This is a genomic window from Thermocrinis albus DSM 14484 (genome assembly GCF_000025605.1).
Lineage (GTDB): Bacteria > Aquificota > Aquificia > Aquificales > Aquificaceae > Thermocrinis > Thermocrinis albus.
Genome location: NC_013894.1, coordinates 667997 through 681903, shown reverse-complemented (window position 1 = coordinate 681903; position 13907 = coordinate 667997). Strand labels below are relative to the sequence as shown.

The window sequence follows — 13907 nt, the reverse complement described above, 5'->3', positions numbered from 1 at the left end:
ATAGATAAATAGGAGGTATACCATGCTAAAAGAAATCCTTACAACTATAATCATGGGACTAATTCTCACATCTTTAGGTTTTGCAGGACCTATTAAATTAGGTGTCAGTGATTGGCCAGGTTGGGTTGCATGGTACATTGCAAAAGAAAAAGGATTTTTTAAAAGCGAAGGGATAAATGTGGAGCTTGTGTGGTTCAGTACTTATAGCGACTCGATCAGTGCATTCGCATCTGGGCAGCTTGACGCTAACTCGCAAACTCTCAGCGATACTATCCCGTTAGCTTCTAAAGGAATGAAAATTAAGGTTATTTTGGTTAACGATAACTCCAACGGTAACGACGCTATAGTTGCAAAAAATTATATAAAAACAATTAATGATCTTAGAGGAAAGAAGGTTGCTGTAGAGGTAGGTGCAATAGATCACTTTTTCTTACTGTATGTGCTACAGAAATACGGTTTAACGGAAAAAGATGTTCAAATAATTAACATGACAACACAAGATGCCGCAGTAGCTTTACTTGAAGGCAAAGTTGACGCTGCTGCTGTTTGGGAACCGTGGATAAGTAGAATAGTTAAATCTAAACAAGCACACGTATTAATCTCTTCAAAAGATACACCTGGATTAATACCAGATATACTTGTTGTTCACGAAGAAAGTCTTAAGAAAAATTACAATGAGTATGTAAAACTTGCAAGAGTTTGGTTCAGAACGGTTGAGTTTATAAAAAATAATCCTTCGGAGGCTGCATCCATAATGGCAAAAGTTTTAAATATCAAGAAAGATGACGTATTGTATATGCTTAAAGGTATTAAATTCTTTGGTGTTCAAGAGAACGCTCTCGCACTTTATCCAGAGAATAAGAATAATCCACTTTCCCTATATAGAAGTGGCGATTTACTAAATAAATATCTACTTAAATTTGGTTTTACGAACAAGGAAGCTAATCTTTCAAATTTAATCTACGATAGGGTGGTAAGAGATGCTACAAAGAGATAATTATGTAATCCTGTTTCTACTGTTTATATACGTAGGACTTATATTTATGCTTTGGAGTATATCAAGTAAAATGATTGAAAGCCCTCTGTTCCCTTCTCTTATAGATATTTATAAGGCACTACTGAATGCATTTGAAGAAGGATTTCTATTCTCAGATCTTAAAACAAGCATAATAAGAATAACAATTGGTTGGCTCATAGCAATTTTGACTGGGACTATAATAGGCATTTTGGTAAGCTACTATAGGTGGTTTACTCCACTTGATTACATAAATGATTTCTTCCGTTATCTTCCAGTACCAGCGTTTTTACCTCTTACTTTGATGTGGTTTGGTATAGGGGAAACTTCTAAAATATTTCTCATATTTTTAGGAGTTTTTGTTCAAGTTATAGCGATGGTAGCTAACGAAATAAGGAACTTCCCTTATGAATACATAGAAGTCGGTAGATCTTTAGGTATGAATAGACATCAAATATTGTATCATATAATTTTAGAAGGTATAAAGCCTAATTTGTGGGATATATATAGGATAAATCTTGGATGGGCATGGACTTACCTTCTTGTTGGGGAAGTGGCAGCTGCAAATGAGGGACTTGGATATAGATTAATTAAGAGTCAGAGATTCCTACAAATGGATATGATATATGCTTATTTAATAGTCATAGGTCTGATAGGTTTACTAAGTGATTCTTTTTTCAGAGTAAGTAAGCCTCTTATTTTCAAACATCTTAGGAGGAATAGTAAATGAGTTTAGTAAAATTGGAAAATGTAAGTAAGCAATTTATGGGGATAACCGTATTAGAAAATGTAAGTATTGATATTATCGATAAAGAGTTTGTTGGGATAATAGGGCAGTCAGGGGCAGGAAAATCGACTTTGTTAAAAATAATAGCGGGGCTAGAGAAAGCAGATTCAGGCTGTGTCTACATTGGTGATAGGATTGTTAAAGAGCCTTCTCCAGAAGTAGCATACATGTTCCAAGATTACAGATTGTTCCCATGGCTTACTGTAAAGGAGAATATTATATTTCCTCTTAGAACACTAAACTTACCTAAGCATAGGATCGCATCACTTTACGAAAGAGTAACCTACTATATGGAGATTCTGGGTCTAGTAGAAAAGCTTAACGCTTACCCTCATGAACTTTCTGGTGGTTTGAAACAGAGAGTTGCATTATGTAGAGCTTTATGTACTTCGCCAAAGGTTTTACTTCTTGATGAACCATCAAGTGCTTTGGATATGTTCACAGCTATAAATAGCTGGCACCTACTTAGAAAACTTTTTGAGGAAGTAAGGGATACAATATTTATTATTGTTTCTCATAATTTAGATGAAATAGCATTTCTTTGTGATAGAGTTATAGTTCTTAGTAATAATCCTGGAAGAGTAATTGCAGATATCAATTTAAAAGATCTGAAATCCAAACTGTCATGCCAAGATATAGATGTTAATTTCATATTTTCTGAAGAGTTTTTAGAAATAAAAAGGACGATAGCATACTACCTATTTAAAAGCGGTTCGTCAAAGAGCTTTAAAGCTTTAAATGAATCTGATATAGATCACATGCACGAAACTAAATAACAGGACATAATACTAATTATGAAGTTTCTTGCGCTTTTTGTGCTTTCTGCGGACTCTTGGAATTTGGGTGAGCAGGTAGAAGCGGTAGTAAAGGGTGGCGCAGACCTTATCCATCTTGATGTAATGGATGGGCGTTTTGTTCCAGACATAACCTTTTGTCCGGTGCTTGCAGACTGATACAAACATTGGAGAGATTTTAGAGTATATATATATATTTAGGAGGTGCTAGCATGAATCTCACGCCAAGGGAGGTTGAAAAACTCTTAATATATGTAGCTGCCGAGCTTGCTAAAAAAAGAAAAGAGAAAGGGTTAAAATTAAATTATGTTGAGGCATATGCCATTATAGCATGTGAAATTCTTGAGGGTATAAGAGAAGGAAAATCTGTTGCAGAGCTTATGGATTTAGGAACAAAAATTCTTAGAAAAGAGGATGTTATGGAGGGTGTTCCTGAAATGCTTGAAATTGTTCAAGTGGAAGGGACATTCCCAGATGGTACAAAGTTAGTTACAATTCATAATCCTATTAGAGAATAAAGAGCTCTCTGAATAACGGTAAGGAGACGGAATGAGTTATCTAACAAGAGAACTCAAACCCTACATAGAGAAAGGTCTTGGGCCTTTGGTGGAAACACTGCATCGTCTAGGTGTAACACCCAACAGCATAACCCTAACAGGTTTCTTACTGGTGTGTGCAGGGTCCTACGTCCTTTACGCAGGGCAGAAACTTCCGGCGGTACTTCTCCTGACCTTAGGGGCCACGATGGACATGTTAGACGGGGTACTGGCCAGAAGGTCCGGTAGGAGGGACCCTTTCGGTGCCTTTTTGGACTCTTTTTTGGATAGACTCTCGGACGCTGCACCCATGGTGGCCATAGCCATGTCCTCTGAGAGTAAGCTCCTCCTCTTACTTTCTTTCACCACCATGATCACATCCTTTGGTGTCAGTTACGCCAGAGCAAGGGCTGAGGGACTAGGTTTTAACATCAACGTAGGGCTTTTTGAAAGGCCGGAGCGTTGGATACTGTTTTTGACGGGTCTGGTGTTGGATATGCTAACGTTGACCCTCATTATCCTTTCGGTGGGTTCCACGGTAACAATACTTCAGAGGGTTTATACTTTAAGGAAACTCACCGAAAGGAGGTAAGGAATGCTACCGAGGGACATGGTAGATCTTATGAGGGACATGGGAGTGTTCCCGTCCATTTTGGCCACCTGCGATAATGATGGTAACGTGCATCTTACCTTTCTCACCTGGGTTTATCCGGTAGATGAGAGGACACTGCGCATAGCCCTCAGCAGTAACGCCACCAGCAGCAAAAACTTACAGCAAACAGGTAAAGCTTGTATCATGCTGATAGCCCAAGATAAGGCTCTGTCTTGCTATGGAACTGCAAAGCTCGTTAAGGAGAAAATAGAAAGCGTTAAGTTTCCTGTGTCTGTCTTTGAACTGTCGGTGGAGAGGGTGGAGAATAACCTCTTCCCAGGCGGCACTATAACAGGCACCATACCCTTTGTTCACACAGGAGACCTCTTAAAGGCGTCCCAGTTGGACGCAGCCGTGCTGGAAGCCCTGAAAAACCTATGAACTTGGTTATAGAGGTACAGGATCTTCGGAAGGTTATCAACGGAAGGGAGATACTAAAGGGAGTGAGCTTTTATGTAAAAGAAGGAGAGATATTTACCATAATAGGTGGTAGCGGAAGTGGAAAAACATCCATAACGAGGTGTTTGGTAGGTCTCTGGAAACCCACGGCGGGCATAGTAAAGATATTCGGAGAGGATATAAACTCTCTAAATCCGCAACGGTTGGACCAACTGCGCAGGAAGATAGGGTATGTTTTCCAGGGTGCTGCTCTCTTTGACAGTCTGCGTGTATGGGAAAACGTGGTGTTCTTCTACTTAGAGCGCGGTAAGATGAAGGAAGAGGAGCTCAGAAGGATAGCCTTGGAAAAACTCAGATTGGTGGGTCTGGGGGAGGAGGTCATGGATCTCTTCCCCTCCGAACTGTCGGGTGGTATGCGAAAGAGGGTAGGAATAGCGAGGGCTATAGCCACAGAACCTAAGATCATCATATACGACGAGCCAACGTCGGGACTAGATCCTATCACCAGTAGACTGATAGACAGACTTATCTTGGATCTGAGGGAAAAAACCGGAGCAACAGCCGTTGTGGTTTCTCACGATCTTGTATCTGCCTTCAGTATATCGGACCGCCTCATGCTCCTAAAAGAAGGCGAGGTAGTGGCTACGGGTAGCAGGGAGGACTTCCTGCGATCCACAGATCCCTTCGTTGTGGAGTTTATACAGAGTGGGATGCTACGGGAGATTGCAGAAACACCCTCCTCATAACGGGGTAGGAGTTTATCACACCCTTGGAGAAGAGGAACTGAAAGAGGTGGTTGCTACCCACGTAGAAAGAAACAGCAGAGGCGGTCAGATAAAGATCCCACATCCTGAAAAACTCTTCTCCGTAAAGGGATATCACATGATCTTTGTTTTGATGAAACCTTTTTCTCCATTCCTTAAGGGTTCTATAGTAATGGATCCTCCAGTCGTCTATATCTATCAGGTTAAAGCCAAGACCCTCACACGCCCTGAGGATCTCCTCAATGGAGGGTATGTATCCTCCGGGAAATATGTACTTCCTTATCCATCTGCTCTGGGAAGATGGATGCACCTTACCTATGGTGTGCAGTAAAAACAGTCCACCTTCCTCCAGTATATCGCTCACCACCTGAAAGAACTTCCTGTGTCTGCCCTTTCCCACGTGTTCAAACATACCAACGGACACCACTTTGTTAAACTTCCTGCCTAATTTGGGAAGCTCTTCGTAATGCATCAGATACACCTCCACCCTACCCTCCAGACCTTCTTGTAGTATCTTCTCCTTTACGTACTGATACTGATTTTTGGAAAGGGTTATGCCTACCGCTCTTATAGGATAAAGGGTAGCCACCTCGGTTATTATGGAACCCCAGCCGCACCCTATGTCCAGAAGGGTGTCACCCTCCGTAAGCTGTAGTTTTTCGTATATGATCCTCCTCTTCTCCTGCTGGGCATGTTCCAATGTCATACCGGGGCTGGCAAAGAAAGCACATGAGTAAGTCATGGAACTATCCAACCACAAACTGTAAAACTCATTTCCAAGATCGTAGTGTTTTCTTACCTCCCTCTCCTCCCACCTGCGTATGAGACCCAGCATTCTCAGAAGAGCCCTCATCAGGTCAAACCCGAGGTTTTTCTCTTCCTTCTTTCTCTGTAGGTACAGGAAACACCCTCTCAGGAAACTCTCCAGATCACCCTCCACCGCTAAGTTACCCTTCATGTAATGCTCACCAAAACCCATCTCAGGATCCCTCAGTATGTCCCTCAGGACTCTATCGTCTTTTATCACTACTCTGCAACTACCTGCACCTACACGTGTCCCTCCGGGAAGTTCAACGGTGATACCACCGGGTACAAATTCGGAAAGACCTTCCACCATCTCTCGTAACGCTTGCATGCCACCCACCCCCACATAAAAATTTATCCCTTACTCTTCTTCCTCGTGCGAATGTTGAGGAGAGCCCTTTTTGCCTCCCTAAGTTCACTTTCGTAGATGCGATAGGGAGAATACTTGTACCTTTGATAGAGTCTAACCACATACTCCACATAGGGATACAACTCGGTATCCTTATACAGCCTTATGACTTCCTCCGGAAGGTAACCTTCTACGCCAAGGATTCGGCAGAGATCTCTGTAGAGTTTTTCGGGTGTAGGTGAGTGGTGGGTGTACAGTCTGAGGCCAAAGTAAAGGAGGAGAAGGAAAGCCATCAGCAAAGACGCTTTCGTAAGGAAAGCTTTCCAGCTTTCCCAGTTTGTACCCTTCCTCACAAAGTTTACCCAAAGCTCCCTCTGCTTCTCAGAGGAGAAACCAACCACGTTGTTGTACCAAAAGCTTACGATAGCATCCATGAATTTGTAGACTTCAGGAATATTGGGGGGTAGGGCCGGAGGTGTGGTGTCCACCCTAACCCAACGGCCATCTACGTAAGCTTCCACCCACACGTGTGCCATAGCGTTGGTGACTATGTAATAGTTCCCTATTTCGTTCCATACAGCACCCCTGAATCCCCCCACCACACGGGCCGGCACCCCCATCAATCTTAGCAGTAAGGCGGTGGCGCTGGCATAAAACTCACAGTTACCCTTCTTGGAGACAAAGAGGAAGTACTCAAGGGGATCCCCTTCATAACTCTCCAACTTGAGACTGTAGCTGAAGCCTTTAGAAAAGTAATCTACAACTCTTTTAACTTTTTCCATGTCGGTTTTCGTATCTTTGGCGAGTCTGCGGGCCAGTTCTTTTATACCGGGTGGGATGTCTTCGGGAACCTCCGTATAGGGTTGAGGTGGATCCTGAGGCCACATTACGGGAGAGTAAGAGATGGTGTACTTTATAGGCTTGGTGATGGGCGCCGATAGGCGCAGTACTGTACCTTTCTCTAACCTAACGGAGTAGGCAGTCCCTTCAATGCGTATCGGTCCCACAGGATAGTCTAAAACGGGCAGATAACTATCGTAGGTGGGTTCCAAAACTACCGTATAGGGGATGCCGGGAGCGTTTCTCAAAGGATACACAGGAGTGTAGGGGCTTCTCGTCCACGTCCCGTTTCTGTAGGTATCAAAGACCTGCACTCTCCAGTAAAGATCCTTCATACCTTTGGGAAGTCCGTAAGCTCTTAGTATCACCGAGTTATCCTGCTGTATGATACCTACCTTGTTGAGTTCCACACTGTTGGCAAGTCCCGTCCTAAGCCCCTCTCTTCTACCCCAGAGATCTAAAAGAGGCGTGGGACTCCTGGGTAAAAGAACAAAGAAAGGTACTGACAAAAGAAAAACCCCTATCCCGAAGAAGAGGGACACCTTAGCGTACTCTAAAAGATCCTCCTGTGTTAATTCTGCATCTCCCATCTCTCTGTAGAGATTTACCGCCACCAGAGAGGAGAGAGAAAGAAAGAGAAACAGCAGGAATATCAGCAGAAAGAGTGGACCTATGTTGTAGAGGGTGGAGAGGGCTACACCCAGTAGTCCCAGAAGAAGTATCTGGTACATATCCCTTGGCTTCTTTTCCTCAAGGGACTTTATGGCTATCAGGAGGAGAACTGTGTGAGAGAGGGGTTTGATGATATTTTCCCACCTTATCCCTGTGAGAAAATATAGGGAGAAAAGAACGCCTACCGTGTTAAGTACCCACCTTCGGATGGGATGGCGAGATCTTACCTCCATCAAAAGGCCGGTAAGGAAAAGGGTGGTAAACAAGAGCCATACAGGAAAATCTGCGGCACTAAGCAAAGACAGAACCGCTATACCGCAGGTAATGTAAACAAGGGCAAGGGAGAGAAACTTGGTCTTATAGTATCTTCTTAATAAACTCTTCCACATCGTTCTTTATGGAGGGATCTGCGTACACTCGCATTATTTTAATGTCCCTAAGATGGGACACAAGGTAGGACAGCTCCGTAAGAGACCTACACTTACCTTCGTCCTCTATCCACAGGTTATGATCCAGGGGCTTTTTGTGGGCTATATCAAACCTTAGCTTCTCCTCCGGGTAGCGTTCCAGAAGTCTCTTCTTCACCGCCTCAAAGTAATCTTCATCTTCGGTGGATACAACTTCCCTATAATGTTCCCTGTTAAAGAGTCTCCTCACGGAAGGTCTGTTAGGGTCCTTCAGTATGAGGGTCAGGAGATGAGCGTCTGTTAAGTTTTCTAGGTCCTCCTTATTTAAGTCCCCGGCCTTTATAAGTTCCTTCAACAGATCCAAAAGATGTATGTTGAGGATTCTAACTACTCGGTGAAAGTATACCTGAAGGTACATAAAGTACCTTCCTAAGAAAAAGCTCTCCACAGCCCTCAATGCGCTCTTTCTCACCGCCTTCTTACCTTCCAGTAAAACCAGATGATTAAGTATCCTGTCCCTATCAAAGAAGCCGTAAGATGTACCACAAAAGTAGGCATCTCTCATTAGATAGTCCATTCTGTCTGCTCCCAGCTCACCCCCTACTACACTGTCCTTTCCAAAGGCCATATGGCACACCAGTTTTATCTCCTCGTCAGAGAATCCTTCGCGACGCAGAATATGGTATATCTCTCCCTCCAGAATCTTTCTTCTGCCAACATCTTCATGGCTTCTGTCTCCCAGAAGCACCTCTGTGGTATGGGAGAAGGGCGGGTGGCCCACATCATGAAGAAGCCCTGCCAGTCTAACCAGCTGTAGCTCTCTTTCGTCCTTGAGACCAAAGCCCCTGTACATTCTGTCTGCCAGCTCCATAGTGCCTAAGGAATGCTCAAAGCGTGTGTGTTGTGCAGATGGAAACACCAGATAGGTTACACCCAGCTGCTTTATGTACCTAAGTCTCTGAAAAGTGGGTGTGTCTATAAGCTTAAGCTCATGACTAAAGGCCCTTATAGAACCGTAAAGAGGATCAGAAAACTCCTTGAACATAATCCTTCATGATGCTCACATAAGGTTTTGTGGCCCTGAGAGGTTCTCTTCTCCTCCAGTTTCTGTACCAGCGGGTTATCTTCTCCCACAGGTAGGATAGGAAACTCCTCTTATTTCTTTTCCACACGAACTCTATCTTTATCTTGCCAGGGTCCTGGTTTTTTTGGAGGCGTTTTATACCCTTCTGGATATCTTCCCTCAGCTTACGTATATTTACCTCGTAGTAAACATCTCCCAACTCTCTTGCCAGTTTGTAACTTTTTAGCAGATGACCGTGGATATCTTCCTTTTTCTTGGTGAGAGAGGCTCTGCACAGCTCTTCTATTAGGGAGAAGAAGGATGCCTCCTGAGGAACTCTCTCTTTCTGTAACTCTGCATAGAGGGCGGCTTCTTGATAGAGCTCCTCGTTAAAGGCAAAAACACATGCCTTTATAGTCTCTCCCAAGGACCTCCTACCGTCCAATCTGTTGACGATGTTCCAATATTTGAGTACTCTGTGACCAAAGGAAGATATATCCTGAGCGTAACTACCCTCAAGGGTCATAAGGTAAACACCGCTCTCTGACAGTTTGTATATATCTTTACCCTTGTACACGTTTCCGTAAAGATCCCATATCTTAAAGAGATTTAACTCTACAAGAACGTCCTTCCAAAAGCTTCTGGAGGTTCTAAAGTTCCTGTAGGCACAGGAAAGAAGTTCGTCCAACTCTACCGTACCACTACCCTCTCTCCTTGCTATCTGCACGTAGCACAAAAGGTAAAGGAGGAGTTCCTTTTTGGAAGGATCGTCCATAACCTCCAGAAAAAGACTGAGAAGTCTGTCCAGCTCCCTTATCTCCAGCATGACAAAAAAGTTAACTTCTATCTTTTTAAAAGTCAAACTTACCCTTCACACGAATTCTGACCTCTTTTGATCTATCCGAGTAAAACCTTCCTCCTATGGAACTCTGAGGAATGAGCTTCAGCTCTGCGCCTCCGAAAGTCTCCCGAGGGTTCTTGAGGGTGCTCTGCTGGTATTCCACCTCGGCCCTTTGGGACAGCTCCTTAGAAACACGTATTCTTACACCTACCTCTCCCGAAGAACCCACCTGAGGAGAGACGTTAACCCTTACCTCTGTACCCAAAAGTTTTCCCGGACTTTCAAGAAGTCTTCCCAGTTCAGGAAAGCTGGCTGCCAAAGCGGAGTTAAGAGATATAAGTCCCTCTCCCGATCCTCCACCTAACAGGAGATCCGCCAGCACCTGTTTGGGATCCTTCGGTGGTTCTGATCTTACTATCACCTTGGGAAATTCCGGATCTCCCTTCAGATCTATCACTGTGGTGTATTCTGGGCCGGATGAGGCTATACTGAGATCCATAATTCTCTCTTTGTCAGTTAAAGTGAAACTACCCCCTCTCACCACGAATCTTCTACCGTAGTATCTGAGTTCTCCTCCCGTCAGTTTAAGGTCTACACGGTAGGAAGGTTGACGCCATGTGCCACTTACACTGGATTTTAGCCGGGTGAGGATGTAACCTTCCGGTATCTGCACTCTGATGGGTTCGTATGAGGAAACTTTCAGGTCAAGGTGAAATTTGTCGGCCCATGTAGGAGGTGGCACCTTCCTTCCTTGGGGAGCTTTAGAGATGTAAAGGGAACCACCTATCTTTGCCTCCCCCTTTATGTACCAACTGGAGAGGTCCGTTTTCACCTCACCGTCTGCATCCACCAGCATGGAGGAAAAAACATTCTGTAATCTGTATACGACGGGTATTTTCTTGGCATACCACCTCACCGCAAAGTTTTTATCCTTTCCCGACAGTACCATCAGAAGCCGGGAAGACCCATTCTCCAGTTGCCAACGCCCCGTCACAGCTCTGTCTTTGTAAGTAACATCTAAAGGTCCTTGCAGATAGCTACCTAAAAATCGTGATCTTACCGTCAACGGGCCGTCCGACACGAGATGTACCTCAAGATCTCCTGCGTAGTTTAGCTGGAAACTTACCACTCCCTCTACATAGGCAGGTAGCTTACTTCTCACCAGATCCGAGATAGAACCTAGGTTCGCCCTGCCGTTAAGATAGGCACTGATACCTTTCTCTTTACTATAGAAAAGGCTCCCTTTACCAGAAAGGAGGCCCGTAAACTCCAACTGAGGGAACCGAAAAGTAAAGTTTGTAAGATCATAGCTTCCCTCCCTCTCAGGTACTGAGAGGACCATATGGGAGTTTATACTCACCTTCATTCCTTCCCAAAGAAGAGAACCTCCTTCCGCCAACTTTATGGATCCTATATCCAGCCAGAGAACGCCCTTACGAATTTTGAAACCTTCTACATAACCCTTCAAACCGTTGTTGCTTCTCTCCAAAGACAGAAGTAAAGGAAAACGGGCGCCCCAATAGGAGCCTTCACCTTTCAATCTCACGTGAGTGGTTCCCTTCCCAGATAACAGTTGGTAGTTCCCTTCCAAAGAGAAGCCACTTCTTTCTACCTTAACTTTGCCGGATGCGGTAAGAAGATCTTCCTGAGGTTTGTAAAACCCTCTTCCCTCTCCCAGTCCCCTTATGTTATACACAAAGTCCCAGATGTTTTTATGAAGTCTCGCTTCCACAGATCCATCACCAAAAGAACCACCAACATGTGCTTGTACCAATCCCTCCCAGTTACCAGAAAGGTTACCGATGCTTATATGACCGTCAAAGAAAGCCTCCTGTGTCCCAAAGTTAGCGTTTCCCGTAATCTTTCCCACCAGTGTACCTTTTCCGTTGATCCATTCCACCTTCATACTGCCCGTAAGGTTTCGGAACACACCGGAGGGGGTGTTAAGGGAAAACCCTTTAAGAAACACGTTACCTTTGAAACTTTTATCAGTTAATGAGCCTCCACCTTCCAAACTTAAACCCTCTGATTGAGCAAAGATGTTGTACGTGTTCCCATGAAGGTCAAGATGGAAGTTTACAGGAGGTAGGTTTACGGTATTGTAAGAAGGATCCGTTAGCTTACCGTCTCCCCAAAGGTAGAGGGTATCACCCACTTTTCTCCACGAACCTACCCATGTAAGATGAGAGCGGAATTCCCCCTCCTGAAGGAGGTAGTCCTTCAGCAGAACACTACCCTGAGCCTGGTTCCCGTAAAAATCTCCGCTGAGATCCACAGTGGGCTTTTGGGAGGTGAGTCGGAACTTTCCCAAACCCTTCTCTAAAGAGAGGTGAGCCTGGACACCCTCAAGAGACACCTTGTCCTTCATAAGGTATGGGCTGAAGGCGATGAGGTCCAAACCCCCTGTCTTCCTGTGCCATACTAGCTCCCCCGTCCATACACCTCCGTACACGGGCAGGTGCTGAAAGGACACCGCCATAACTCGGGTATGAAGATCATAGTTTACCAAAGCCTTTGAACTCTCCCAATAGAGATTTCCGTACAGTTTGTTCTCTTTGTGCCAGAGATAGAGGTACTCTCCTTTCCCGTATATGTTCCTGTAATAGATATCTTTGTAGAACACCATGGGGCAGTAAAGATCAATGTTAGCTCTCACATGGGTGTAGCTGAAGGAACCTGTGGCCCTCACCTTTACATCATCCACCGTAACGTGGGTACCGGTGTAACCTTTTACATAACCCTGTATGCTGAAACTACCATCCATACCGTTCCACACACCCCTTAACGCGAAGGTGTACCTGTCAGAGGTTACCGTTGCTTTCTCCACATACACTTTTCCTTCCTTGAGGTACGCCTCATCCACCAGTATACTCATAAGGTCCGTACTGTTCTGGTGGAGGATGTAAAGGTAGGACCAGTCTCCCGACCTTATCGTCCCATCCTTTAGGAAAACATCCTTCACCACCACGGTGTAACTCTCTTTATGGGGTACCGAGTTAACAGAAACGTACAGAGCACCTATGTAAACATCCTTTTGTTGCAAGCGTCTCAAAAGGGGACCGAAGTTATACTGAAAGGGTTTCGGAGGTTTGGGTTTTAACCCTACCACAATTATCCTGGCTTCTTTTACCTTCACCGAAGGAGGATTCAACAACAGACCTTTCACACCCACAAAGTAGACATCACCTTGCCAGCCGTCTACCTGAAACCAGAATTCACCAACGTAAAACCCTCCCCTTCCTAAACCCACGTCACTTAAGTGTAAACTAAGTTTCAAAAAGGGCTTAACAAAGAGAAAATAGGCAAACAGAGCGAGAAGAAGTATGTAACCTACGTACCTCAAATCACTCTATGCCATGCATCTTGAGGTTCTCCTTTATCTTGTGAAGAAGTTCCGCAGGGTTCTTTATGGGATACTCTAGCTCAGCCATAACCTCCTGAGCAGGTCTACCCTTTATATAAACACCTGTAAGTCTGTCTGCTATGTCCTGGGAGGACTGAATGGGGAAATCAACACCTTTGAGTCTCCTGAGGGTCATGTAGGCCCAGGGTATATCCAGAGCTACGGCTACTCTCTCACAGTACTCCATGAGCATCTTGGACTCTTCCTGCCCTTCCTTAACCATCTTGTAGGCCAACTTGGCTATACCACCTGCCGTGTGAACCTTGAGTTCCTTCTGCTCCTCCTGGAGAAGTTCCTCCAACCTCCTTATCTTCTCAAGAGCCAGAGCCGGATCCGCCCTGAGAATGTTACGGACTGTCTGTCTCGTGAGTCCTACCTGCTGAGCTATCTCCTCCTCTGTTTTAAAGTACTCTTCTCTTAGCACAACAGCGTAGGCAGCGCGTGCCAGAGAAGGAAGCCACGTCAGGGTTCTGTACTCCACCAACTTGGACAACCCCCCCAGAACGTCCAGGGACTTCATGAAGACACGGGTGACCAAAGTCTCCACATCTTGCTGTACTGGACCCAGCTGCACCACCATA

The 13907-nt window shown here is 44.7% G+C and carries 14 protein-coding genes; 8 read left to right on the top strand and 6 right to left on the bottom strand.

Annotation, left to right across the window (positions count from 1 at the left end):
• Positions 1-22: 22 nt before the first annotated feature.
• Genes THAL_RS03590 through THAL_RS03560 form a run of 8 tightly spaced genes read left to right on the top strand, consistent with a single transcriptional unit; the run spans position 23 to position 4929 of the window.
• The gene (locus THAL_RS03590) at positions 23-997 is read left to right on the top strand and encodes an ABC transporter substrate-binding protein (protein ID WP_012991753.1); all 975 of its coding nucleotides are present in this window, start codon (positions 23-25) and stop codon (positions 995-997) included.
• Entirely contained in the window at positions 981-1745 is a 765-nt protein-coding gene (locus THAL_RS03585) for an ABC transporter permease (protein WP_012991752.1), read from the top strand. Before THAL_RS03590 ends, THAL_RS03585 begins: the two co-directional genes overlap by 17 nt.
• Complete coding sequence (locus tag THAL_RS03580) at positions 1742-2578, top strand: ABC transporter ATP-binding protein (RefSeq protein ID WP_012991751.1); 837 nt, start codon at positions 1742-1744, stop codon at positions 2576-2578. Before THAL_RS03585 ends, THAL_RS03580 begins: the two co-directional genes overlap by 4 nt.
• A gap of 18 nt (positions 2579-2596) precedes the next feature.
• Positions 2597-2755 (top strand): ribulose-phosphate 3-epimerase, encoded by a 159-nt coding sequence (locus THAL_RS08295; RefSeq protein ID WP_012991750.1) that lies wholly within the window; start codon positions 2597-2599, stop codon positions 2753-2755.
• Between the two features lie 53 nt (positions 2756-2808).
• On the top strand, positions 2809-3114 hold the full coding sequence (ureA, locus tag THAL_RS03575; protein WP_012991749.1) for an urease subunit gamma: 306 nt from the start codon (positions 2809-2811) through the stop codon (positions 3112-3114).
• Positions 3115-3145: 31 nt separating this feature from the next.
• Positions 3146-3724 (top strand): CDP-alcohol phosphatidyltransferase family protein, encoded by a 579-nt coding sequence (locus THAL_RS03570; RefSeq protein WP_012991748.1) that lies wholly within the window; start codon positions 3146-3148, stop codon positions 3722-3724.
• Between the two features lie 3 nt (positions 3725-3727).
• The gene (locus THAL_RS03565; RefSeq protein ID WP_012991747.1) at positions 3728-4165 is read left to right on the top strand and encodes a pyridoxamine 5'-phosphate oxidase family protein; all 438 of its coding nucleotides are present in this window, start codon (positions 3728-3730) and stop codon (positions 4163-4165) included.
• Positions 4162-4929 carry an ABC transporter ATP-binding protein gene (locus tag THAL_RS03560; RefSeq protein ID WP_012991746.1) on the top strand — a complete coding sequence of 256 codons (768 nt, stop codon included), beginning with the start codon at positions 4162-4164 and terminating at the stop codon, positions 4927-4929. Before THAL_RS03565 ends, THAL_RS03560 begins: the two co-directional genes overlap by 4 nt.
• On the opposite strand, the gene THAL_RS03555 is transcribed toward THAL_RS03560, so the two are convergent.
• The 6 genes from THAL_RS03555 to THAL_RS03530 are packed head-to-tail and all read right to left on the bottom strand — an operon-like array spanning position 4880 to position 13906.
• On the bottom strand, positions 4880-6082 hold the full coding sequence (locus tag THAL_RS03555) for a class I SAM-dependent methyltransferase (RefSeq protein ID WP_012991745.1): 1203 nt from the start codon (positions 6080-6082) through the stop codon (positions 4880-4882). The genes THAL_RS03560 and THAL_RS03555 overlap by 50 nt on opposite strands.
• A gap of 23 nt (positions 6083-6105) precedes the next feature.
• The gene (locus tag THAL_RS03550) at positions 6106-8001 is read right to left on the bottom strand and encodes a transglutaminase TgpA family protein (RefSeq protein WP_012991744.1); all 1896 of its coding nucleotides are present in this window, start codon (positions 7999-8001) and stop codon (positions 6106-6108) included.
• A complete protein-coding gene (locus THAL_RS03545) occupies positions 7970-9064 on the bottom strand; it encodes an HD domain-containing protein (protein ID WP_012991743.1) in 1095 nt (364 codons plus the stop codon). The genes THAL_RS03550 and THAL_RS03545 overlap by 32 nt, the downstream gene beginning before the upstream one ends.
• Positions 9045-9908, bottom strand: a complete 864-nt coding sequence (locus THAL_RS03540) for a hypothetical protein (protein WP_012991742.1) — start codon at positions 9906-9908, stop codon at positions 9045-9047. Before THAL_RS03540 ends, THAL_RS03545 begins: the two co-directional genes overlap by 20 nt.
• Before the next feature lie 25 nt (positions 9909-9933).
• Complete coding sequence (locus THAL_RS03535; protein WP_012991741.1) at positions 9934-13266, bottom strand: translocation/assembly module TamB domain-containing protein; 3333 nt, start codon at positions 13264-13266, stop codon at positions 9934-9936.
• Between the two features lies 1 nt (position 13267).
• Positions 13268-13906 (bottom strand): hypothetical protein, encoded by a 639-nt coding sequence (locus tag THAL_RS03530; RefSeq protein WP_012991740.1) that lies wholly within the window; start codon positions 13904-13906, stop codon positions 13268-13270.
• Position 13907: the final 1 nt, after the last annotated feature.

What these genes read in the sequence shown, in the direction of transcription:
- THAL_RS03590 (WP_012991753.1), top strand. Translation starts at nt 23, where the DNA reads ATGCTAAAAGAAATCCTTACAACTATAATCATGGGACTAATTCTCACA.
- THAL_RS03585 (WP_012991752.1), top strand. Translation starts at nt 981, where the DNA reads ATGCTACAAAGAGATAATTATGTAATCCTGTTTCTACTGTTTATATAC.
- THAL_RS03580 (WP_012991751.1), top strand. Translation starts at nt 1,742, where the DNA reads ATGAGTTTAGTAAAATTGGAAAATGTAAGTAAGCAATTTATGGGGATA.
- THAL_RS08295 (WP_012991750.1), top strand. Translation starts at nt 2,597, where the DNA reads ATGAAGTTTCTTGCGCTTTTTGTGCTTTCTGCGGACTCTTGGAATTTG.
- ureA (WP_012991749.1), top strand. Translation starts at nt 2,809, where the DNA reads ATGAATCTCACGCCAAGGGAGGTTGAAAAACTCTTAATATATGTAGCT.
- THAL_RS03570 (WP_012991748.1), top strand. Translation starts at nt 3,146, where the DNA reads ATGAGTTATCTAACAAGAGAACTCAAACCCTACATAGAGAAAGGTCTT.
- THAL_RS03565 (WP_012991747.1), top strand. Translation starts at nt 3,728, where the DNA reads ATGCTACCGAGGGACATGGTAGATCTTATGAGGGACATGGGAGTGTTC.
- THAL_RS03560 (WP_012991746.1), top strand. Translation starts at nt 4,162, where the DNA reads ATGAACTTGGTTATAGAGGTACAGGATCTTCGGAAGGTTATCAACGGA.
- THAL_RS03555 (WP_012991745.1), bottom strand. Translation starts at nt 6,082, where the DNA reads ATGCAAGCGTTACGAGAGATGGTGGAAGGTCTTTCCGAATTTGTACCC.
- THAL_RS03550 (WP_012991744.1), bottom strand. Translation starts at nt 8,001, where the DNA reads ATGTGGAAGAGTTTATTAAGAAGATACTATAAGACCAAGTTTCTCTCC.
- THAL_RS03545 (WP_012991743.1), bottom strand. Translation starts at nt 9,064, where the DNA reads ATGTTCAAGGAGTTTTCTGATCCTCTTTACGGTTCTATAAGGGCCTTT.
- THAL_RS03540 (WP_012991742.1), bottom strand. Translation starts at nt 9,908, where the DNA reads ATGCTGGAGATAAGGGAGCTGGACAGACTTCTCAGTCTTTTTCTGGAG.
- THAL_RS03530 (WP_012991740.1), bottom strand. Translation starts at nt 13,906, where the DNA reads ATGGTGGTGCAGCTGGGTCCAGTACAGCAAGATGTGGAGACTTTGGTC.